This is a genomic window from Dielma fastidiosa (genome assembly GCF_000313565.1).
Classification (GTDB): domain Bacteria; phylum Bacillota_I; class Bacilli_A; order Erysipelotrichales; family Erysipelotrichaceae; genus Dielma; species Dielma fastidiosa.
Map to the genome: position 1 here is coordinate 466,385 of NZ_HE578923.1, position 21,413 is coordinate 487,797.

Annotated in this window: 18 protein-coding genes and 1 CRISPR repeat array; of the genes, 12 read left to right on the forward strand and 6 right to left on the reverse strand. The window is 40.9% G+C overall.

All coding sequences use genetic code 11. The features are described from left to right. Positions 1-10: 10 nt before the first annotated feature. Entirely contained in the window at positions 11-751 is a 741-nt protein-coding gene (locus tag DAHG_RS02625; protein WP_022936764.1) for a putative periplasmic lipoprotein, read from the reverse strand. Between the two features lie 209 nt (positions 752-960). Here DAHG_RS02625 and DAHG_RS02630 point away from each other — a divergent pair, with 209 nt between their 5' ends. After that, entirely contained in the window at positions 961-1,458 is a 498-nt protein-coding gene (locus DAHG_RS02630) for a GNAT family N-acetyltransferase (RefSeq protein WP_022936765.1), read from the forward strand. Here DAHG_RS02630 and DAHG_RS02635 read toward each other — a convergent pair. From DAHG_RS02635 to rpmB, 3 genes are all read right to left on the reverse strand, one after another. Next, positions 1,415-2,320, reverse strand: a complete 906-nt coding sequence (locus DAHG_RS02635; protein WP_022936766.1) for a DMT family transporter — start codon at positions 2,318-2,320, stop codon at positions 1,415-1,417. The two genes, DAHG_RS02630 and DAHG_RS02635, sit on opposite strands and share 44 nt — an antisense overlap. A gap of 80 nt (positions 2,321-2,400) precedes the next feature. After that, positions 2,401-3,048, reverse strand: a complete 648-nt coding sequence (locus tag DAHG_RS02640; protein WP_022936767.1) for a YggS family pyridoxal phosphate-dependent enzyme — start codon at positions 3,046-3,048, stop codon at positions 2,401-2,403. A gap of 39 nt (positions 3,049-3,087) precedes the next feature. Then, a complete protein-coding gene (rpmB, locus tag DAHG_RS02645) occupies positions 3,088-3,276 on the reverse strand; it encodes a 50S ribosomal protein L28 (protein WP_022936768.1) in 189 nt (62 codons plus the stop codon). A 227-nt stretch (positions 3,277-3,503) separates the two neighbouring features. Between rpmB and DAHG_RS22035 the strand changes: the two genes are divergently transcribed. The 8 genes from DAHG_RS22035 to DAHG_RS02685 all read left to right on the forward strand — a co-directional run bounded on the left by DAHG_RS22035 (position 3,504) and on the right by DAHG_RS02685 (position 15,772). Continuing rightward, complete coding sequence (locus DAHG_RS22035) at positions 3,504-6,410, forward strand: glucosaminidase domain-containing protein (protein WP_022936769.1); 2,907 nt, start codon at positions 3,504-3,506, stop codon at positions 6,408-6,410. A 26-nt stretch (positions 6,411-6,436) separates the two neighbouring features. Continuing rightward, positions 6,437-6,628, forward strand: coding sequence for a hypothetical protein (locus tag DAHG_RS02655; RefSeq protein WP_022936770.1), 192 nt, complete (start codon positions 6,437-6,439; stop codon positions 6,626-6,628). Between the two features lie 106 nt (positions 6,629-6,734). Beyond that, the gene (locus DAHG_RS02660; protein WP_022936771.1) at positions 6,735-7,610 is read left to right on the forward strand and encodes a CPBP family intramembrane glutamic endopeptidase; all 876 of its coding nucleotides are present in this window, start codon (positions 6,735-6,737) and stop codon (positions 7,608-7,610) included. A 406-nt stretch (positions 7,611-8,016) separates the two neighbouring features. Next, positions 8,017-8,586: direct repeats of the CRISPR family, unit length 33 nt; unit sequence GTCGAGAGTCGTATGACTCTTGTGGATTGAAAT. Between the two features lie 327 nt (positions 8,587-8,913). Further along, a complete protein-coding gene (locus DAHG_RS02665) occupies positions 8,914-10,158 on the forward strand; it encodes a hypothetical protein (RefSeq protein ID WP_022936772.1) in 1,245 nt (414 codons plus the stop codon). A 20-nt stretch (positions 10,159-10,178) separates the two neighbouring features. After that, complete coding sequence (gene ftsZ, locus DAHG_RS02670; RefSeq protein ID WP_022936773.1) at positions 10,179-11,255, forward strand: cell division protein FtsZ; 1,077 nt, start codon at positions 10,179-10,181, stop codon at positions 11,253-11,255. 3 nt (positions 11,256-11,258) lie between these two features. Further along, the gene (locus DAHG_RS02675; protein ID WP_022936774.1) at positions 11,259-11,717 is read left to right on the forward strand and encodes a hypothetical protein; all 459 of its coding nucleotides are present in this window, start codon (positions 11,259-11,261) and stop codon (positions 11,715-11,717) included. Between the two features lie 64 nt (positions 11,718-11,781). Then, positions 11,782-14,352, forward strand: coding sequence for a cation-translocating P-type ATPase (locus DAHG_RS02680; protein WP_022936775.1), 2,571 nt, complete (start codon positions 11,782-11,784; stop codon positions 14,350-14,352). 133 nt (positions 14,353-14,485) lie between these two features. Beyond that, entirely contained in the window at positions 14,486-15,772 is a 1,287-nt protein-coding gene (locus DAHG_RS02685) for a uracil-xanthine permease family protein (RefSeq protein ID WP_022936776.1), read from the forward strand. Positions 15,773-15,906: 134 nt separating this feature from the next. Here DAHG_RS02685 and DAHG_RS02690 read toward each other — a convergent pair whose 3' ends face one another. Further along, a complete protein-coding gene (locus DAHG_RS02690; protein WP_022936777.1) occupies positions 15,907-17,994 on the reverse strand; it encodes a glutamine synthetase III family protein in 2,088 nt (695 codons plus the stop codon). A 279-nt stretch (positions 17,995-18,273) separates the two neighbouring features. Between DAHG_RS02690 and rbr the strand changes: the two genes are divergently transcribed. From rbr to DAHG_RS02705, 3 genes are all read left to right on the forward strand, one after another. Then, complete coding sequence (gene rbr / locus DAHG_RS02695; protein ID WP_022936778.1) at positions 18,274-18,810, forward strand: rubrerythrin; 537 nt, start codon at positions 18,274-18,276, stop codon at positions 18,808-18,810. 130 nt (positions 18,811-18,940) lie between these two features. Beyond that, positions 18,941-20,335, forward strand: coding sequence for a TrkH family potassium uptake protein (locus DAHG_RS02700; RefSeq protein WP_022936779.1), 1,395 nt, complete (start codon positions 18,941-18,943; stop codon positions 20,333-20,335). 9 nt (positions 20,336-20,344) lie between these two features. Further along, positions 20,345-21,022, forward strand: coding sequence for a potassium channel family protein (locus DAHG_RS02705; protein ID WP_022936780.1), 678 nt, complete (start codon positions 20,345-20,347; stop codon positions 21,020-21,022). Between the two features lie 54 nt (positions 21,023-21,076). On the opposite strand, the gene DAHG_RS02710 is transcribed toward DAHG_RS02705, so the two are convergent. After that, positions 21,077-21,307, reverse strand: coding sequence for a hypothetical protein (locus DAHG_RS02710; protein ID WP_022936781.1), 231 nt, complete (start codon positions 21,305-21,307; stop codon positions 21,077-21,079). Positions 21,308-21,413: the final 106 nt, after the last annotated feature.

The window sequence follows — 21,413 nt, forward strand, 5'->3', positions numbered from 1 at the left end:
AGTATAAATGTTATAATTCAAAACATTTATTTATTATACCTTCACCAATAGAACCAGATACTGAAATATACATATTTAAAGTACCATCTTTTATGAATATACATGATTCATTATTAAGCTGGGTTCCGTAAATTTTCCATAATGCATCTAAATCAGTTTTCTCTTGATACCCAGCTTCATTTTCTAATAAACTGTTGATTTTACTTTGCAGCTCATCGATATCCAATTCCTTTCTTTTAAGAAATTGTTCATTGTCTAAAACCTGTTTTTCTGCTTTATCGATATGATAGCAAGCATAATTTTTCTTTGACGGTCCACCTACGTGATTTGCATATATTATGTCTTTTATGATAATTGTCAAAATATCACCTGTATCGTAGAGTTCAACCTTGCGGGCTGTAAATACACTCCAATCATCCTTTAACATATTCAAATCATTTTCTTGAATAATTGCATTAACTTCACTTTGTAAAATATCATTTAAAAATGCTAACTCTTCCGCAAGAAAAACAATGGTTTGAACATCAGTATATTCATTTCGCAGATGATCATCAAATATGTATACTTTATCATATATTTCATAATTAAAAATTTCTTCATCAGCTGCACTAATCGTTTCATCAATAGGGTTTTCAGTATTCTGATTTATTTCCGGTATTTGATTAGAGGGCTTTTCAATAATATTGGGATTATTCGAGGTACAGCCGGTTAAAAATAAGAAGGCAGTTAAAATAAGCATGTGTGCTTTCATCACAATCACTCCTTTATCAGGTTAATAAATATAAAATGCGGCCTCTTGGATGATCCAATTATAACATTTGCTTAATAGTTAGCAAATTGAAAGATAAGTTATAAATAGTTTTACTAATTATTTTTTAAATTAAAAACTGGTTTGACATTAAATACAATTTATCTTAATATTTCAACATAACGATAATGCTGTTTGCGAGGAGAAAATAGATGGAAATTACAAATTGTTCGACAATCTATGATGTCAGAAAATTAACGGTTGATGATATAGGTATGATTTATGAGCTGTGCCACAAGAATGAACTCTTTTATAAATATCATCCGCCTTTTGTGACTACTGCCAGTATTGCTGAGGATATGCAGGCACTGCCGCCGAATAAACAGCTTGAGGATAAATATTATCTTGGCTTTTTTGATCAGCAGCTGATTGCGGTGATGGATTTGATTCTGGATTATCCGCAGGCAAAGACGGCTTATATCGGCTTTTTTATGGTTGATAAGAAGGCTCAGGGAAAAAATATTGGTTCTAAGATAATTGAAGACTGTCTTAACTTTTTAAAATCAATGGGCTTTGAAAAATGCCAGCTTGCGATTGATCGGGGCAATCCGCAAAGCGAGGCTTTTTGGCTCAAGAATAAATTTGTGAAAACGAAAGAAGAGCGTCCTAATGCGCATTCTGCTTATGTATCGATGCTTCGTCAGCTTTGATTTTGCCTTTCGGTGTTAATTCACTGATCAGCGCTGCGCAAATGATTAATAAACCGCCGAAGAGCTGAATCGGCACAATGGTCTCATGAAGAATCAGCGCTGAAGTGAGAATCGCCGTCAGCGGGTCGATATAGGTCAAAAGCGCCGCTTTTTGTCCCGATAATTCTTTGATTGCGGAAAAGAACAGGAAATAAGCAAAAGCGGTATAGATAATACCGAGAATGAATAGATTCAGCAGGCTGGGAAGCGTTATTGATTGAATGCTGCTGCCGTTAAATAAACAGTAGGGCAGCAGAAATACGATGGATATACTTAACTGAATCAGGGTGCGTTCCAAACCGCTGGTATGATGAATCGTTTTATTTGCCAGCATGATAATGGCATAGAAAACCGCAGCGCTCAAGCCAAAGAAAATACCCTTAAGCAACGCCGGCTGCTGATCTAAATGACTGACATTGATAATCAGAATCAGCCCCAGAGTGGAGACAATGAAACAAAGCCATTGCCGGCGGTTCATCACTTCATGAAAAAGGAGGGCACTGAACAAAATAATCAGCGTTGGCGCGAAGTAGTAGCACAGCGTTGCGACAGAGACGGATACATATTGATAAGCGCTGAACAGCATCGTCCAGTTAAGCCCTAAAGCAGAACCGGATATCAACAGTCCCAGCCAGTCTTTTCGGCATGCCTGCCAGTCAATTTTCTGATGCAGAAGCACACGCAGCAAAACCAGTGTCACCACCGCGATGATTGCTCGGTATAACGCTATTTCAGCCGATGTCAGATTGATATTCTTTACAAACAGCGACATAGTGCCCCACAAGGCCATGGCGCTTAATAATTTGATTTGTGCTGTCCGCATATCATCATCTCCTAATAGTACCTTGTACCTAGTTTACCACGATGTCACGTAAGCGTAAAATAAAAACAGCCGCAGCTGTCTTATTGATTATATTGACGTTCACCAAAAATCTTAGAACCGACACGGATTAACGTTGTCCCATATTCAAGAGCCAGCGGATAATCATTGCTCATGCCCATTGATAAAGTATCCAGCTGATATTTCTTTTGATAGGTGGTATAGAAATCATGGGCCTGCTGAAAGCTCTTGCGGATCAGTGCCTCATCCTCACTGTGCGCACCAATCGTCATAATGCCTTTAACCTTGATATTCGCAAATCGCTGGGCTAATTCTAAGGCTAACGGCGCTTCTTCCACCGTAAAGCCGGATTTAGTTTCTTCATTGGCAAAATTAATCTGCAGCAGCACCGGCATGCATTTATTCTGCTTTGCCGCTTCCTTATCGATGGCAGCTAACAGATGCAAAGAATCAACGGAATGGATCAGGGAAGTCAGCCGCACGGCATCCTTTACTTTATTAGTTTGCAGATGACCGATCATATGCCATTCAAAAGGATCATTTTCATGCGCCTTTTCTTTCAGCTCCTGAACCTTATTTTCACCAAATACATGAATCCCTGCCTGCCATGCCGCTTCTACTTCAGCGCGGCTGCGGGTCTTGCTGACTGCCATCAGGCATACATCAGCCGGTAATTCAGACTTGATTTTCATTACTTCATCCTGTATCATAAATACCTCCGTGAATAGAAAAAAACAGGTTGCCCTGTCTTATATTCCTTGTTTTTTTAATGTTCTCAATGCACGAGCGGATATACGGATCTTTTGAGGTTTACCATCTACCATGACATTGACTTTTTGTAAGTTCACATTCCATTTACGACGTGTAGCACGTAATGAGTGAGAACGCTTGTTTCCAGATAAAGGACCTTTACCAGTAATTGCACAAACTTTTGACATACCGTAACCCCCTTTCAGCTTACTTGTACATGACTTGCCTAATTACTATATCATTTAATTTTTATAAAAGCAAGTAAAAGTGAAGAAAAAAATTCCGATTTTTAGTAAAAAAGGTTTATTATGCTTAAAACATCGCAGAAATCGATCTCCTTTTCCTTAAACCCATCGTAAATTCTATACATTAAGGTCGATATTTGTTACAATAAAACCGTTATGGAGGATGCACGATGATTAAAAAAATACTAACAGGATTGCTGGCTTTTGCTTTGTGTGTCAATACGGCAGGTCAAGGGCTGCCGATCAAGGCCGCTTCTTCACCTGATGAGGTAGCGATACAATTGCATGGCAGCGGAACATTAAATATATATAAGGATGCCAGCTGTACGGGTACTGTTTTAAGCTACATTAATATGTCAGGCAGCTATGGCGGCGATATGGCGTTGATTGAAGAAACCGCTTCTGCTTATAAGATAAAGATTGCCGGTGTGACTGGCTGGGTATCTAAAAACAGCGGTTTAACACCGTTAAGTATCAGTGAGGCTAAATATCCTTCTTATTACGGGGTTAACAGCAGCGGTGAAATATATCATCAAATCAGCGGTGATCCTACAATTAAGAAATATATGTCAACACAGGTAATGGGGCCTAAGCCTTCTTATCTGAAAAGCGGTACAAATTATTACAGCTATGACGGTAATTATTTCTATACCGATTATGAGGATATGATTGAGGATTACCGCAATGATACCTTTAAGCATGCGGTTAATACGGATGATCCTTATTATAATTATTATCAGTATCTGCCGGTTCACAGCAAGACGAATCTGAGCGCTGATGATATCAATGATTATGTGCGCAAGAGTTTGGGCTATACATCAATTCCTTCAAGCTATAAGAGCATGGGCTCAAAGGAGTCGATGCTAGTTGAATCCGGACAAGCTTTCCTTGATGTAGAAGATGTTTATGGTACAAATGCGGCATTAATTTTTGCGATTGCTTTAAATGAAAGTGCAAGCGGCCGCAGCGAATATGCGGTTGACCGCAATAATTTGTTTGGTTTGGGTGCTTTTGATGCTTCGCCAACCGACGCGAAAAAATATGCTTCTATTGAAAAATGCATTGAAACCTTTGCCAGTATGCATCTGAACTGGGGTTTCTTGGATTATTATGACAGCCGGTATAACGGCGGCCATGTCGGTGATAAGAACAGCGGGCTGAATGTAACCTATGCTTCTGATCCATATTGGGGAGAAAAGGCAGCCAGTTACTATTATAAATTGGATAAATACAGCGGCTTAAAAGATTACGGCAGTGAAACAATTGCTATTCATCCAACGGCTGAACGTATGCCGATCCGTAAGGAAGCATCAACGACATCAGCTTCGATTGGTTCAGTTGCCAGTGTCAGCAACCTCTCTTATGTCGTACTAGGAGAAGAAGGCAAGTTCTATAAGGTACTGCTTGATTTCCATTTAGATAAAAACCGCAATGTTATGAAGCATGATGAAAGTCTTTGGTATGAGCCTTATGATTTCAGTAATAATTATGGCTATATCTTAAAGAGTGATTTAGAAATCGTTAACGAGGGAAGCGGTTCAACGATTCCTTCCGGTTCAGATAAAGAAATTAGTTTCAGTGACAGTAATTTATTAAAGGCTGTCAATAAAGCGCTGGGCAGTACACGTTTGGCGGATCAGCCAGTCACTGAGAAAGAAGCGCAGACAATTACGGCTCTGACTATTGATGATGCTGTTGCATCTTTTAAGGGCATCAGCGCGTTAAACAAGCTGACTACTTTAGTGATGAATCAAGTACAGGCTGATGCGGATATGAGCGAATTAAGTGAGCTTGGACGCTTAAGTGATTTAAGTGTTACTGTTAAAAAGAGCGCTGAGCTTGATTTTATCAGTAAATGCACTTCACTGCATAAGCTGACAATCAAGAGTGATTTCATCAGCAGCGGTGATGAATTACCGTCATTAAAGAAATTGAAGAGTCTGACTACTTTAATTATTGACGGCGGTAAGGTGAGTGATGTTTCTTCATTTGAAACACTGCCGGTCACAAGTATTGAAATTATCAATCAGCTGATTGCTGTTGAATTAAAGAATAACTCATTTACAAACCCATTAAAGAACGCGAAGGGCAAGAGTATTGATTTAAGCGATGCTGATGCGAACGCGTCCTTCAGCTATGAAAATGATTTGGTTACAACTTCTGCCGCTTCGATAACAATTAATTTTGATGAGAACTTCAGCGGTACAGTCAGCCGTTTCAGCGGCAAGCTGACAAGCGGTACTGCAATTAATGCGAATCTGAATCAGCCTGGCTGGCAGCAGTTTGATACTGAATGGGTTTATGTGGAAAATAGTGCCTTGGTTAAGGGCTGGAAAAAGGTCGGCGATACTTGGTATTATTTCAAAGAGAATGGTTTAATGGCTAAGGGCTGGATTCAGGACAGTTCTAAGTCATGGTATTATTTGGATTATACGAGCGGTAAAATGCTGACTGGCTGGCGGGCTGACGGTTCTAAATGGTATTATCTGAATCCGGCGAACGGCATCATGCAGACAGGCTGGCAGACGATTGACGGCGCTCAGTATTATCTGTCACCAATGGGTGATATGGCAGTTGGTGATGTAGTCATCGATGGTCATTCTTATACATTTACCGATAAGGGGGTCTATGTTCGTGATAACGGTGTTGTCAATGAGCCTATCCCGAATGATCCGAATTCACCGGCCGATCCTATCGATCCAGCACTGCCGGTTAATCCAAGCGAGGAAGTGCCAAGTGAAAATACACCGATTGAATATCCAAAGGGTACATGGGTAAATAACGGTTCTTATGTGTATCAGCTTGCGGACGGCTCGAACTATAAGGGCTGGCTGCTGGAAAACAATTGCTGGTATCTGCTGGATTATGATACGGGCGTGATGAAGACAGGCTGGGTAGCTTCAGGCTCAGTTTGGTACTATCTGAATCCAGCGAACGGCATCATGCAGCTTGGTAAGTGGATTGATGATAACGGCAGCTGGTATTATGTTGATATTACGGGTGCGATGGTAACCGGCAGCAAGGTTATTGACGGTGTAAACTATACGTTTGCGGCAAATGGCGTGTTAGCAGAATAGCAACTTAAAGGCAGGGGGAGGATTTTATGTTCAGCAAAGACAATATTAAATTTAATATCTTCTTTTATATGCTGATTTTCCTTGGATGGGCATTTATCAGTGATGGTGAGCTGCCTTCCTTTGCCGCCTATTTTTTCCACCCTGTTATATTTGTTACGATACTTATTAATTCATTGTGGATCTTAGCGAATGTAATGTATGATAAGCATGATAATTAATTCAAACCGGAATGCTGAATCCAAAGCCTTCCGGTTTTATTTTAGAAACATTGAAGCACTCATATAAATTTGTTAAAATGAATTAAAGCCGTGAGGGGGAAGCTTTATGGAATATGATTATAAATATGATCTGCGTGAAACCGTCAGTGATTTGTTTAAGTGTCTGGTGTATAGCTATCTGTTATCTTTTCTTTTACTTATCCTGCGTACATTCATAGCGAGTTTGTTGCCGCTGCCGGCTGCCATGACGGAACAGCTGGAGCCAATGTTGGAATATCTTGATTTAGGGATTCCTTTACTTTATCTGTTTATTCGCTTAGGCAGAAATTACAGCTTTGATACAAAAAGCTGTTTTAAGCGGGTGGCTATTAAAGGTCGTGAACTGTTGTCACTATGCTGCTTGGATGCCGGTCTGGTATTATTGGTAATCTTAATCATTTCTTGTATCACAGTAGTCGTTATCATGTACATTCCAGAGGTTGGCGAAATTTTTGAGAACGTATCACCAACAAATGATTTACCGGCTGAAATCCTTACAGCAGTGGTTCTGGCACCAATTTTTGAAGAAATCGTTTTTAGGGGAATCATGCTGAATCTGCTGAAGCCGCATGGTACCCGCTTTGCGATATTACTTGTATCATTCCTATTCGCCATTGGACATCCCGGCCCCTTTGGCATGCTCAGTGCTTTTATAGGCAGTATTCTAATGTGTCATATTGTTCTTTATTATCAATCGATATGGCCGACGATTGGCATTCATGTCTTACATAATGCATTGGGCTATTTCCCTGATGCATTATTTGTCGTATTATTTCTTGCCATTCTTTGTTTCTTCTTATATTTCTTGATTAAAGGCGACTATAAGAAATATTTTAAATTGCCGATGGTTCCCAATGATCCAAATTGCTGGGCAAGTTTGGTGAGTCCTGGCAAAATTATATTGGTGCTACTTCTGATGATTAGTTCTTTAGTAGTTGGTTAAGCTTTTTATATTTTTAAAGATAAAAAGTATATCCCCATATTACGGGTTTACGTCATTAAAGAGCTGTATGGCTCTCTATTTTGATGGGCTTCATATCTGTGCAGCTAGTAGAATGCATAAGTGTTATAATTTACTGAACTCACCCTTTCTTTATGAAGATTCAGTTTCTGATTCATTCAAAAGTTTAGGATGTGGTATAATATAAATATATGTGGGAGTTAACTTAAATGAATGGAGTGCGAATGTGAAGCAAACATGAAATCTATGGGGGATTCGCACTAATAATTAACGAATAATAATGAAAGCAAAGAGGGTTTATAACTAAAAATAAAGAGTATAAATGTGATTTAATGATGATTTTGTTGGCTTATTGGTAATATTATTACTTTTTATGTATAATTTTGCTGTCGAGAGTCGTATGACTCTTGTGGATTGAAATATATAAGTAGGAATGTCTTGATTCAGGATGTAACGTCGAGAGTCGTATGACTCTTGTGGATTGAAATTAAAGCGTATCAGTCAATCTATGGTGAGAGTGAAGGTCGAGAGTCGTATGACTCTTGTGGATTGAAATTTCTACCCCTAAATACTCCATGAGGTATTCGAAGTCGAGAGTCGTATGACTCTTGTGGATTGAAATTTTGTAGACACGATGGATGTCGATGAGTCCAATGTCGAGAGTCGTATGACTCTTGTGGATTGAAATGAGAGATATAGTTAAGCTTAATCCATCAATCTCAAGTCGAGAGTCGTATGACTCTTGTGGATTGAAATGATGATCAACTGTGACTGATACTGAGCAATCTTGGTCGAGAGTCGTATGACTCTTGTGGATTGAAATATATAAGTAGGAATGTCTTGATTCAGGATGTAACGTCGAGAGTCGTATGACTCTTGTGGATTGAAATTAAAGCGTATCAGTCAATCTATGGTGAGAGTGAAGGTCGAGAGTCGTATGACTCTTGTGGATTGAAACTGTTATTATGATGGTGACGAGTACCACGTATTCAGTCAAGAGTCACAAGACTCTTTTTAATTTGTTTTTATATTTTTTAGGAAAAATATACCAATTTTGTAAATATGTTGAACTATCCTGAATATAAGCATTAAAATAGAAATGGTATCCCTGCTGGCTGAGCAGTCTATGCGCAGGGTTTGCACTTCTTTGTATATGTTTGTACTTTTTGATTGACCTTTTATCAAAAAAAGCTGTGGAAATATGTTTTTCCTATTTTTAAGTCACTTGAATTATGTTATTATATTATAGAATGAAAGTAATAATAGTTAGGGGGCTTCCTAAGATATGTCGGATAAGCAAATTTATGCATCAGTCGAAATTGCCGATCATGAAGTTCGACTTGTTGTCGGCGAGTTTTATGAAACTCGTTTTAATATCCTGCGCGTAGAGAAGGTCCGTTTTAATGGTGTTGAAGATAGTATCATTGTGAATGAAAGCAACGTTGTAACGGCTTTGATTAAAGCGGTTGACAACGCATCAAATATTTTAGGCTACCGGATTGAGCGAATTTTGCTGGCTATTCCATGTGTTGATGTAAAGCGTCACAGCCGCCGTGTCAATGTTATGGTTAAAAGCGGTAAGGTGCGTTTAAGTGATGTTCAAAATGGCATCAATGAAGCGATTCAGTACAGCCCAGAGGAAAATCTGGAGCTGGTGAATGTCGGCTGCATTAAGTATGTCATTAATGGAATTTCATCAAGAAAGCTGCCGCTGAATGAGGTATGTGATGCATTTTCAATGGAAATCGATCTGTTCTATGCCAATAAACGGATTCTTTATTCGTATGCACGCTGTGTAGAGAAAGCGGGTCTGCAGATTCTAGATATCTGTCTTGACGCTTATGCAATTGCGGAAGAGGCAGCGATTTTTGAACAGACGATTGAGAATTATATTGTATTACTGAATTTATCTCGTCAGAATACGACACTTTCTTTATTTTCGCATGGTAAACTATTGAGTTGTGAAACCTTGAATGAAGGTTATGGTTCATGGGTTTCAGCGTTGAAGGAAGATTATAACATTAAAACTGAAAATGCGGTTCGTCTGATTAAAGAAAATGCAACCTTTCAGGATGAACCTAATGGGAATCGTCCGGTTTTTATTTGGGCTGAAAATGATAAGCAGTGTACGATTACTTTAAATCAATTGAATAAGGTGATTACACCGCATGCCCTGGCATGGATTGAACGGGTTAATGACGCCTGCTCGCCGATTCTGTCAATGGGTGAAATGAAATACATACTTACAGGTGATGGTCTGGATATTCAGGGCCTGCGTCATCTGTTTCCAAAATTAAATGCCCCGGCCAGTGTTTATGTGCCGCAGACGATTGGCGGCCGCAGCTGTTCTATGACGGTAAGCTTAGGGATGTTCTATGCTTGGCGTACATTAAATGAAATACGGCAGGATACAAGAATCTGTACAGGTCAGCAAGAGGTTGAACAAGGTATCTTGGGTTCACAGAATCAAGACAGTGAAGAACATGGCTTTACTAAAAAATTAAAAAATATATTAATGAATGAAAAATAGGAGAGAGTGAGGACACGGTTATGAGTGATTTACAGTTTGAACAGGTAGCAAATATAAAAGTATTTGGAATTGGCGGCGCTGGCGGCAATGCTGTTAACCGCATGGTCAATGAAGGTGTCAAGGGTGTTGAGTTTTATGTGGCTAATACCGATCTTCAGGTTTTAAATCGGTCAGCAGTTGAAAATAAAATCGTTTTAGGCCGTGAAGTGACAAGAGGTCTAGGGGCCGGCGGCGATCCTGAAGTAGGACGCAAAGCGGCTCAGGAAAATGAATCTGAAATCCGGGAAGCGATGAAGGATGCCGATATGGTATTTATCACAGCCGGTTTAGGCGGCGGTACAGGTACTGGTGCGGCACCGCTGTTTGCGAAAATTGCGAAGGAAGAAGGCGCGTTAACCGTAGGAATCGTTACTAAGCCTTTCTCTTTTGAAGGACGCAAGCGTTCTGAATCAGCAAATTCCGGCTTGAGTGAACTGCGTCAATATGTAGACTCACTGATTATCGTGTCAAACAATAACTTACTTGAAGTAATCGGCCGCAAGCCGGTCGGCGAAGCTTTTGAAGCTGCGGATAATGTATTGCGTCAAGGTGTGCAGACAATTACCGATTTGATTGCGGTACCGGCAATGATCAACTTGGACTTTGCTGATGTTCGTTCTGTTATGGAAAACCAAGGATCAGCACTGATTGGTATCGGTATGGCTGAAGGTGATGACAAGGCTAGAGCGGCTGCTGAGAAGGCTATTCAGTCACCATTGCTGGAAGCTCAGATTACCGGTGCTAAGAATGCGATTATTAATGTTACCGGCGGTGAAAATATTACGCTTTATGATGCGGATGATGCCGCGGCTTATATCCGTGAAGCAGCCGGCAATGAAATTGATACGATTTTTGGTGTTGCTATTAATAAAAATCTTGGTGATGCAATTATTGTTACAGTTATCGCCACGGGCTTTGATGAAACTGCTAATGATCCTAAAACTGCTACAACACTGCGTTCAGCTGCTGTTAAGAAGGAACCGGTACGCAATAGTGCGCCATCCCGCAGTATTGAGGATTTGGATGACGGCGGTATTCCTAATTTCTTTAAGCATTAATCTATGAGACTGCTGTATATTGATTCTTCATTTTTTCTGGAAACGCCTAAATCAACAACAATGCTGATGCGGCTGGTGAAGTATCTGCAGGGGAATGAACCCGATGTACTGCTGATTAGTGTGACTCAACAGGTAGCGGTTAAGGAAGTGTTTCAAAGCTTTCTGCTGCTGATGGAACAGGTGGATCTGCATTTGATGGTATCACCGACCCGGATTCATCTTGGCAGCATCAATGGTGAAATCAATGAATTTTATGCAGGGATCAATGGCATTAAGCTGAAACCTAGAGAGGGTTCGGCAGTGGAGCTGATTGCTGAGGGTGATGATCTGAAGATTCAGCGTATTTATCTTGATTTTATGTATGAAGATAAGCGGGCGATTAAGATTCTTTCTGAAAAGGATTTGGAAGCTTTTTTAAAGAAGTATCTGTCAGTGCCTGTAAATCCTAAGAAATATTCATAACAGAACGGTTGATCCGTTCTTTTTTTGTATGAAGTGCATAAAGTATCTGTAAAGGAGCGTGAATATGGCTTATCGAAACAGTATCAAGGAAATAGCGGTACTGACGGATACCAATCTCAATCAAGGTTTAAGTCAGTCCGAGGCTGAAAAACGATGGCGCCGGGATGGTGCGAATGAACTGGTAGAGGAAAAAAAGGAAAGTCCGATTAAAATCTTTTTGGAACAGTTTAAGGATCCGATGGTAATTATTCTGATTATCGGTGCAGCATTATCCGTAACATTGGGTGAAGCGATGGATGCCTGCATCATTTTGTTTGTGATTATTATGAATGCATTGATTGGAACAGGTCAGGTACTGAAGAGTGAGAAGGCATTGGCAGCGTTGAAGCAGCTGATTCATCCAACCTGTAAGGTCATTCGTGACGGTGTACTTACGGAAATCAACAGCAGTGAGTGTGTGGTCGGCGATCTGATTGAATTTGAAGCGGGTGACTGTATACCGTGTGATCTGCGATTGATTTCTACAACGCGCTTAAAGCTGGATGAAAGTCTATTGACTGGTGAGAGTGAACCGGCGGAAAAGAATGAGTTTTTTGTGGCTGATGGGCCTTTGGGGCCTGCGGATCAGCGGAATATGGCATTTATGTCTACATATGTTACAAGCGGCAGAGGGCGGGGTATTGCGGTACACTGCGGAATGGATAGTGAAGTAGGTAAGATTGCTGCCCTGCTGAATAAGGATAACAATGAAATGACCCCCATGCAGCGAAGAATGGCAGAGATGGGCAAGATGCTGGGACTGTTGTCAGTCGTGCTCTGCGCCGTGATGTTTGCGGTGGGAGTCATTCAGGGCAAGAATATTTTTGATATGCTGCTGTTGGCGATTTCTTTGGCGGTAGCCGCAATTCCGGAGGGGCTGCCGGCGGTTGTGACCATTGTTCAGGCAATGGGTGTTACCACAATGTCTTCACAGAACGCGATTGTGCGTAAGCTGCATGCGGTGGAGACCTTGGGCTCGGTCAGTGTTATTTGTTCAGATAAGACGGGAACGCTGACACAGAATAAGATGAATGTTGTATCTACTTACTCTGACCGTGAATTTGACCAGCCGGTAACGAAGGAATTTCTGACGATCTGCGCGCTGTGCAACAATGTTGAGACACGCGGTGATACACTGTTAGGTGATCCTAGTGAAAAGGCGCTGGTTGAATTTGCGCAGCGTCATGGCATTGTGAAGCAGCAGCTTGAATGCTCACAGATCCGCATTGATGAGATACCTTTTGACAGCAGCCGTAAAAAAATGAGTACGATTCATGAGATAGGCCAGGAGAAGGTTGTCTATACGAAAGGCGCGGTTGACCGCATCATCAATCAATGTACCCATTTGTTGGTAAATGGTCAAAAGGTATTGATGAGCAGCTATGATAAAAAATGTATCATGGAGGCCAGTAAAATCATGGGGCAAAAGGCCCTTCGAGTGTTTGCCTTAGCGATGAAATCAGCCCACACACTGCGCGAGGATACACTTGAAAAGGATTGTACATTTGTCGGGCTTGCCGGGATGATGGACCCGCCGCGTGAAGAGGTAGCAGAAGCGATTGAAACATGCCGTAAGGCACAGATCAGAGTCGTGATGATTACCGGTGATTCACCGATAACCGCCTATGCGATCGGCCATCAGTTAAAGCTGGTGAGCCGGGAAGAGGATGTCATGAGCGGTGATGAAATTGATACTTTAAATGATGACCAATTGCTTCAGGCATGCAAGCGGGTAAGAATTTTTGCCCGTGTTTCGCCGGAGCACAAGGTGAGACTTGTCGAAAGCTTTAAAAAGAATGGCGGTATTGTAGCCATGACTGGTGATGGTGTGAATGACGCACCGGCATTAAAAAGCGCGGATATCGGTATAGCGATGGGTGAGAACGGCAGTGATGTATGCAAGAGCGCCAGTGATATTTTATTGACTGATGATAACTTTAAAACGATTGTCACGGCTGTGGAGGCAGGCCGCAATATTTACTTGAAAATTCAAAAGGCGGTTTATTATCTGCTATCCTGCAATTTAGGTGAAATCATGACTTTGTTTTTGGCCGTACTGTTATTGCCGCATGGCGTACCTGCCTTGTGTGCCATTCAAATACTGTGGGTGAATCTGGTAACGGATGCTTTTCCGGCTTTGGCTTTGGGTGTAGAACCGGATGATCGTCATGTTATGGAACAGAAACCCCGTGATCCAAAGGAAAGTCTGTTTGCCCATGGCGGTTATGCCTTTGTCGTATGCAATGGCTTATATATCGGCACGATTTCATTAGTTGCATTTAAGTACGGGCTCGCGCACAGTACGGTAATGGCACAGACTATGGCATTCATGGTACTCTCAATGTCACAGCTGTTTCATGCGATGAACTGCCGCAATGACAAGGTATCAATGTTCAGCATCGGCTTATTTAAGAATAAATGGCTGATTCTGACAATCGTTGTCGGTTTGGCATTACAGGTATTTGTCTGCCACTTCCCGCCGATGAATCTCTTGCTGAAGACGATGCCGCTGGCTTTAAAAGAATGGCTGATTGTGTTTGGTTTATCAGCCAGTACCATGGTTATTAATGAGGTCAGCAAACTTTTTAATCATTAATTGTGGTAATTGTATGTGATTTATGCTAAACTATCAAAGAACATAGGTCTTTAATGAAATCCAGAGAGGTTTCAAAGGCAAAAATCGTGATTTTTTTGCCAAAGGTTCTATGCTTTTGATAGGAGGAAAAATCATGGTAGAAGAAAAGAATAATCTGTTAATTGACGTGAATGAAAAGCCAAAGCCGGCACAATGGGCGCTGCTTAGCTTTCAGCACGTCTTTGCTATGTTTGGGGCAACGGTATTAGTTCCAATCATCACTGGTTTTCCAGTATCGGTTGCATTGTTTGCATCTGGTATTGGTACGCTGATTTATGTCCTTTGCACAAAAGGAAAAGTACCGGTATATCTTGGTTCATCATTTGCTTATATCTCAGCGGTCTTGATTGCCAAGGAAGCGATGGGCGGCGATGTCAGCGCGGCTCAGACAGGTTTGATCTTAGTGGGTCTGATTTATGTAGCGGTGGCCTTTATCGTTAAGGTTATCGGTAAGGATTGGATTGACAAGCTGCTGCCGCCGATTGTAATCGGTCCGATGATCGCGGTAATCGGTTTAGGCTTAGCGGCTAATGCGGTCGGCAATGCTCAGTTTGTAGAAGGCGGTGACTGGCGCGGCATGCTGGTGGCAGTAGCAACCTTTATCATCACTGCTTTGGTATCTACTAAAGCAAAGGGCTTCTTTAAAATCATACCTTTCCTGGTCGGTATCATCTGCGGTTATCTGATTGCTTTAGCGGTGGGTATCGTTGATTTTCAACCGGTGAATGACGTATTGGCAAGCGGTAAGATTTTCTCTCTGCCGCAGTTTATCCTGCCGTTTAAAGTGGGTAATTTTGATACCTATCAGCTTTATTTCGGCCCGGAAACATTTGCTTTGCTGCCGGTAGCTATCGTAACGATCTCTGAGCATATCGGGGATCATACGGTACTGGGCAAGGTCTGCGGACGCAACTTCTTAAAAGATCCTGGACTTGACCGCACCTTGATGGGTGATGGTATCGCGACTGCGGTTTCAGCTTTTCTGGGCGGCCCGGCAAATACGACTTATGGTGAAAATACTGGGGTTATCGGCATGACTAAGGTTGCTTCTGTATATGTAACGAGCGGCGCGGCAATTATCGCTATCTGTCTGTCATGCATCAACATTGTATCTGCACTGATTGAAACAATTCCTAACCCAGTGCTGGGCGGTATGAGCATCCTGCTTTACGGTGTCATCGCCAGCAACGGTCTGCGGGTTTTAATTGACAATCAAGTAAACTTTGACAAACAGCGCAATCTGATCATCGCATCAGCAATGCTGGTAATCGGCTTAGGCGGCGCGGTATTGCCAATGGGTAAACTGATCACTTTATCAGGTACAGCATTATCCGCCTTTGTCGGTGTTGTATTGAATCTGATTCTTCCCAAAGAAGATTAAATATCATGCCTGAAATCATCATCGGTTTCAGGCTTTTATTTTTAAGCAAGAGTCTGCTTTGAAATTGCTTGAATCAGATTTCTTAATCAACAAAAAAATGCACTATCATGACATAGTGCATTTTGTCTATTATTTTATAAGATTGAAATAAACATTTCTTCGTAGCTTGGTACTGGGAAGTTTTCTTTAGAAATTTCACTCTCAATGCGATCTACGGCTTTACGCAAGCTGTGACGCGCTGATACGATTGTTTCAAATGCATAATAACCTTTTTCACGATTCGTCGCGCTCTTGCTGACGGCTGTAAGCAGGTTATTTAATTCATCATAGCGTTTCTGAACATTATCGAGGATTTCTAAGAGCGTATTGATTTTAGTTTCATAGAAAGCATTTTTAATATTCAAAGATGCGTATGCATCAGAATAGAATTTGATTTCCTTAATTAATGCCGGCAATAAGGTTTTCTTAGTCATTGCCATCAGTGTGTTTGATTCAATCAGAACCTTCTTATAATACTGTTCATAGAGAATGTCTGCACGGGCTTTCAGTTCAACCTCGGAGAGCACTTTATTGCGTTCAAACAAACCGATAGCTTTATCACTGATCAATGATTCAATAGAATAGATATATGCAGGGATATTTGGCAAACCGCGTTCTTCAGCTTCTTTGATCCATTCTTTTGAATAACCGTCACCGCTGAATAGAATACGTTTATGCTCACGAATAACACGCTGGCAGATTTCTAATGCCTTATCGCGTACATCCTGAATATATTTCAGCGGTTCAAGTTCATTGGCAAATTCACTGAGACTATCCGCGACAATGGTATTCAATACAATGTTTGTAGTAGCTGCGGAAAGTGATGAACCAACCATACGGAATTCAAATTTATTACCAGTGAAAGCAAAAGGTGAAGTACGGTTGCGGTCACTAGTATCTTTCGGTACATAGGAAAGGTTGCTGATTGAAAAAGGTGTTGTTTCAACATTATGCTCGATTTTTAAGCTCTTCTCAAGCTGGAAAAGAATTTGTTCGAGTTCCTGTCCCATACAGATGCTGATGATTGCCGGTGGTGCTTCATTGGCTCCCAAACGCAGATCATTATTAATATCTGAGCTGGCCATCCTCAATAATTCAGGATATGTGTCAACGGCTTTGATAACCGCACAGACAAAAAGCAGAAAGCGAATATTTTCATGCGGTTTATCACCTGGTTCCAACAGATTTTGACCGTCATCGGTTACCAATGACCAGTTGTTGTGTTTACCGCTGCCGTTAACGCCTTTAAATGGTTTTTCATGAAAAATACAAGCCAGATCATGCAGATCCGCTACCTTTTTCAATACATCCATGATCAGCTGATTCTGATCCACTGCGATATTAGCATCGGCAAACAGCGGTGCGATCTCAAACTGGCAGGGAGCTGCTTCATTATGCTCGGTTTTGGCATAGATGCCCAATTTCCATAATTCCACGTTAACTTCCTTCATAAATGCTTTTACCCGGTTAGGAATCGATCCGAAATAATGTTCAGCAAGATCCTGACCGATCGGCGGCACATTGCCAAACAATGTACGGCCGGTATTAATCAAATCACTGCGCTGCTGATACAGATTTTTATCAATTAAGAAGTATTCCTGTTCCAAACCGACCATAGCGGTTACCCGCTTGATATCTTTATCCTTAAAAGCGTTGACGATGCGTGTCGCTTCTTTATTTAAGGCTTCTAAAGATTTCAACAGCGGTGCTTTCTTATCTAATGTTTCACCGTTATAGGAAACAAAAATAGTTGGGATACAAAGAATGTTATCGCGTACAAAGGCTGGTGATGTACAGTCCCAATACGTATAGCCGCGGGCTTCAAAGGTAGCTCGTAAGCCGCCGCTTGGAAAGCTTGAAGCATCGCCTTCACCCTTGATCAGTGATTTGCCGCTGAAACGGGAAATTGCCTGATAGTCGCCAGGTTCTACAAAAGCATCATGCTTTTCGGCGGTATTGCCGCTCATTGGCTGGAACCAATGTGAATAATGGGTTGCCCCTTTTTCCATTGCCCAAATCTTCATAGCATGCGCAATGGCATCGGCTGTATTACGATCTAAAGCGTCTTCCTTGCGGATCGCTGTTTTCCATTTAGTATAAACCGGATATGGAAGTCTTTCCTTCATGACCGACTCACTGAAAAGATTAATTCCAAAATCATCAAAAGGATGTTTATCATTCATAAGTTTGCTTGTCCTCCAATAGTTAGAATATACGGCATCATATCAAAAAAGTAAACAAAAAATTAAATAAATTTTATGTTCTGTTGATAAAATGAGAAAAAAATGACAAAAAATTCAATTTAAAATCATAAATCTGAATTAAAAGCTAAATTAGTATTCTTAGCTTTACCCACATTTTTTATAGTTATATCCATTGAATGAAGACATAAATTGGGATATAATAACAATAAGGGTAAAATAAGGAAATACGTTAAAGTATATTCCTGGAAAGAGGTTAATATGAATTTAAAAGGAACTAAAACAGAACAAAATTTAATGACTGCATTTGCGGGTGAATCACAGGCTACAAATAAGTACACTTATTATGCCAGCAAAGCTAAAAAGGACGGTTATGTTCAGATTTCCGACTTATTCATGAAAACAGCCAACAATGAAAGAGAACATGCGAAATTATGGTTCAAACTGCTTCATGACGGTATGCCTTCAACAGTTGAAAATCTAAAAGACGCGGCAGCTGGTGAAAACTATGAATGGACTGATATGTATGCTACTTTCGCAAAAGAAGCAAGAGAAGAAGGCTTTACTGAAATTGCTGAAATGATGGAAGGTGTTGCGAAGATTGAAAAACATCATGAAGAAAGATATCGTAAACTGTTAGCTAATATTGAAGGTAATGTAGTATTTGCTAAAGATGGTGTAGTTGTTTGGGAATGTCTGAACTGCGGTCATCTGCATGTAGGCAGTGAAGCACCTGAAGTTTGCCCGGTATGTAATCATCCAAAATCTTATTTCGCATTGGACGTAGAAAATTACTAAAATTGGAAATCCGGCTCATAACCGGATTTTTACTTTGTGAAAAGCTAAATTTATATTGATTTAATTTTTTTATTGTGTAGAATAGAGGGTACTTGTAGTAGCATTGAGTAATGCCTAGAAGGGGATGTGTATGAACTTTATACAAGAAAAGTTAGCAAAAATGCGAATTTCACGTAAAATAGCCTTAAGCTTTGTGGTAGTTATTTTGATGGGCGCATTTTTGCTGACATTGCCAATCAGTAATCGCGGCTGGACATGGCTGAATCCATTGGATGCCTTATTTACCGCAACCAGTGCAACGTGTGTGACCGGGTTGGTGACTAAGGTAACCGCTGATCAGTTTACGATGTTTGGACAGCTTGTCATCCTGCTGATGATTCAAATCGGTGGTTTAGGTTTGATGACAATTGTCGCTATCTTTATTATCCATTTAAAAAGCCGTCTGTCATTAAATGACAGGCTGATGATGAAGGAGATGCTGAATCAGGACTCTTTATCTGATATGCACAATTTTATTCGCAGTATTCTTCGGTATACGTTAATCTTTGAAGGCTGCGGCGCCATTTTGCTGGCCATTCGCTTCATTCCGCAATATGCGCCTGAATATGGGATTGTCAGAGGGATATTCAACTCGATTTTTATTTCCATTTCGGCATTCTGTAACGCTGGTTTTGATACCATGAGCGCTACTTCGCTGATGCCGTATGTCGATGATCCATTGGTGAATATCGTAGTGATGCTGCTGATTGTTTTAGGTGGTCTGGGCTTTGCTGTCTGGTTTGATTTGCGTGATCGTTTCAGAGATATGCGCAAAGGCAAGTTTACGCCGTCACGGTTTTGGAAATACTTATCTTTACATACGAAGCTTGTCTTGCTTATGACATCATTTTTGATTGTTGTACCGGCAGTGCTTATCTTTTGCGTGGAATACAATAATCCGGCTACATTAGGTGCTTTATCACTGCCAGGCAAGCTGTTTGCGGCTTTGTTTCAGTCGGTGACACTGCGTACGGCAGGCTTTGCATCCTTGGATATCGCGTCTTTGCATCAAAGCACTAAGTTCTTGATGATTATTTGTATGTTCATCGGCGGTTCGCCGGGCGGTACGGCAGGCGGTGTTAAAACGACAACGATTGCGGTATTGGCGCTGCTGGTTTTAAATCAGCTGAAAAATCGTGATGAGGTTGTTGCGTTTAAGCGTTCAATTACCCAAAGTGTTGTGATTCGTTCCGCGATGATTTTATTTATCAATCTATTCTCGCTGGTGATTGGTTTGTTTATCCTGACCTTGAGTGAAAAGGCAACATTCCTCCATTTGTTCTTTGAGGCAGTATCAGCGATGGCAACCGTTGGGCTCAGTGCCAATGTAACGCCGACCTTGACGGTTGTGGGAAAAGTGGTTATTATTTTATTGATGTATATTGGTCGTATCGGTGTTATCACACTGATCATTTCGATTATCAGAGGAAAAGGCAGTGCCCAGAAGACGCTGAGTTATCCATCTGGTCATGTAATCGTCGGTTAGGAGATCTAAATGAAAAAGCTAAATAATCGTACATTTGCAGTATTGGGATTAGGTATCTTTGGTTCAACGGTAGCTAAAACCTTAAGTGAATATAACTGTGAGGTTATCGCGGTTGATTTGGATATTAAATGCGTTGACCGCATGGCGGATATCTGTACAAGCGCTAATCAGGGAGATATTACTGATTTAGAAACGCTGAGAGCCGCCGGTATCGGTGATTGTGATGTTGCTGTCGTAGCGGTAGGGTCGCATCTTGAAGAAAGCATCATGGCAATCATGAATCTTCATGAGTTAAAGGTGCCATATATTGTTGCGAAAGCAAAAAATAAACGCTATATGGAGATTCTGAAGGCAATTGGCGCGGATAAGGTCATTCGTCCGGAGAAGGAAATGGGTGAGCGGGTTGCCAAGAGTCTGCTGAGTCAAAATATTGTGGATATGATCGATATCGATGATACTTATTCAGTTGTCGAAATGAACGCGCCTAGAAGCTGGGTCGGCAAATCGCTGATTGAACTTGATGCCCGCCGTAAATTTGGTATCAATGTTTTGGGTATCCGTAAAAGCAATGAGTCTCGTTTGAGTATTTCACCGTCTGCGGAATATGTCATTGCTGCTGAAGATCATTTGCTGGTTATTGCTGAAATGCAGACATTTGAGAAGTTTGAATTTATTAATAGTATATAAAAACAAAGCTGAGGTCTTGTGACTTCAGCTTTTAATTATAGGACTTTGCAATACTTAATTACTTTTAACCATTTTAGACATGTCTTTCACAAAGCGGCTCATCAGCGGCAAATAGGTTGCAGCCATTAAGGTTGCGGCACCGACAGCGACAGTCTTGCGATGCTCCTTTTTAACACTTAAACCAATCAAGACACCGATTGAGCCAAGACATAATTTTAACTGTCCCATTTCAGTAATGGTCATCGTCTTGATATATGCATCGGCACAGCTGAATAATTTTTTCATATGCGGTCCTCTCTTTCTGCTTTTAGTATAGCACAGTTATTTAGAGTTGGCGCATCTTTTAGGGCAAGAACGTTGACCTGGAAGGGATTGGAAAACTATAATTATT

What these genes read in the sequence shown, in the direction of transcription:
- DAHG_RS02625 (WP_022936764.1), bottom strand. Translation starts at nt 751, where the DNA reads ATGAAAGCACACATGCTTATTTTAACTGCCTTCTTATTTTTAACCGGC.
- DAHG_RS02630 (WP_022936765.1), top strand. Translation starts at nt 961, where the DNA reads ATGGAAATTACAAATTGTTCGACAATCTATGATGTCAGAAAATTAACG.
- DAHG_RS02635 (WP_022936766.1), bottom strand. Translation starts at nt 2,320, where the DNA reads ATGCGGACAGCACAAATCAAATTATTAAGCGCCATGGCCTTGTGGGGC.
- DAHG_RS02640 (WP_022936767.1), bottom strand. Translation starts at nt 3,048, where the DNA reads ATGATACAGGATGAAGTAATGAAAATCAAGTCTGAATTACCGGCTGAT.
- rpmB (WP_022936768.1), bottom strand. Translation starts at nt 3,276, where the DNA reads ATGTCAAAAGTTTGTGCAATTACTGGTAAAGGTCCTTTATCTGGAAAC.
- DAHG_RS22035 (WP_022936769.1), top strand. Translation starts at nt 3,504, where the DNA reads ATGATTAAAAAAATACTAACAGGATTGCTGGCTTTTGCTTTGTGTGTC.
- DAHG_RS02655 (WP_022936770.1), top strand. Translation starts at nt 6,437, where the DNA reads ATGTTCAGCAAAGACAATATTAAATTTAATATCTTCTTTTATATGCTG.
- DAHG_RS02660 (WP_022936771.1), top strand. Translation starts at nt 6,735, where the DNA reads ATGGAATATGATTATAAATATGATCTGCGTGAAACCGTCAGTGATTTG.
- DAHG_RS02665 (WP_022936772.1), top strand. Translation starts at nt 8,914, where the DNA reads ATGTCGGATAAGCAAATTTATGCATCAGTCGAAATTGCCGATCATGAA.
- ftsZ (WP_022936773.1), top strand. Translation starts at nt 10,179, where the DNA reads ATGAGTGATTTACAGTTTGAACAGGTAGCAAATATAAAAGTATTTGGA.
- DAHG_RS02675 (WP_022936774.1), top strand. Translation starts at nt 11,259, where the DNA reads ATGAGACTGCTGTATATTGATTCTTCATTTTTTCTGGAAACGCCTAAA.
- DAHG_RS02680 (WP_022936775.1), top strand. Translation starts at nt 11,782, where the DNA reads ATGGCTTATCGAAACAGTATCAAGGAAATAGCGGTACTGACGGATACC.
- DAHG_RS02685 (WP_022936776.1), top strand. Translation starts at nt 14,486, where the DNA reads ATGGTAGAAGAAAAGAATAATCTGTTAATTGACGTGAATGAAAAGCCA.
- DAHG_RS02690 (WP_022936777.1), bottom strand. Translation starts at nt 17,994, where the DNA reads ATGAATGATAAACATCCTTTTGATGATTTTGGAATTAATCTTTTCAGT.
- rbr (WP_022936778.1), top strand. Translation starts at nt 18,274, where the DNA reads ATGAATTTAAAAGGAACTAAAACAGAACAAAATTTAATGACTGCATTT.
- DAHG_RS02700 (WP_022936779.1), top strand. Translation starts at nt 18,941, where the DNA reads ATGAACTTTATACAAGAAAAGTTAGCAAAAATGCGAATTTCACGTAAA.
- DAHG_RS02705 (WP_022936780.1), top strand. Translation starts at nt 20,345, where the DNA reads ATGAAAAAGCTAAATAATCGTACATTTGCAGTATTGGGATTAGGTATC.
- DAHG_RS02710 (WP_022936781.1), bottom strand. Translation starts at nt 21,307, where the DNA reads ATGAAAAAATTATTCAGCTGTGCCGATGCATATATCAAGACGATGACC.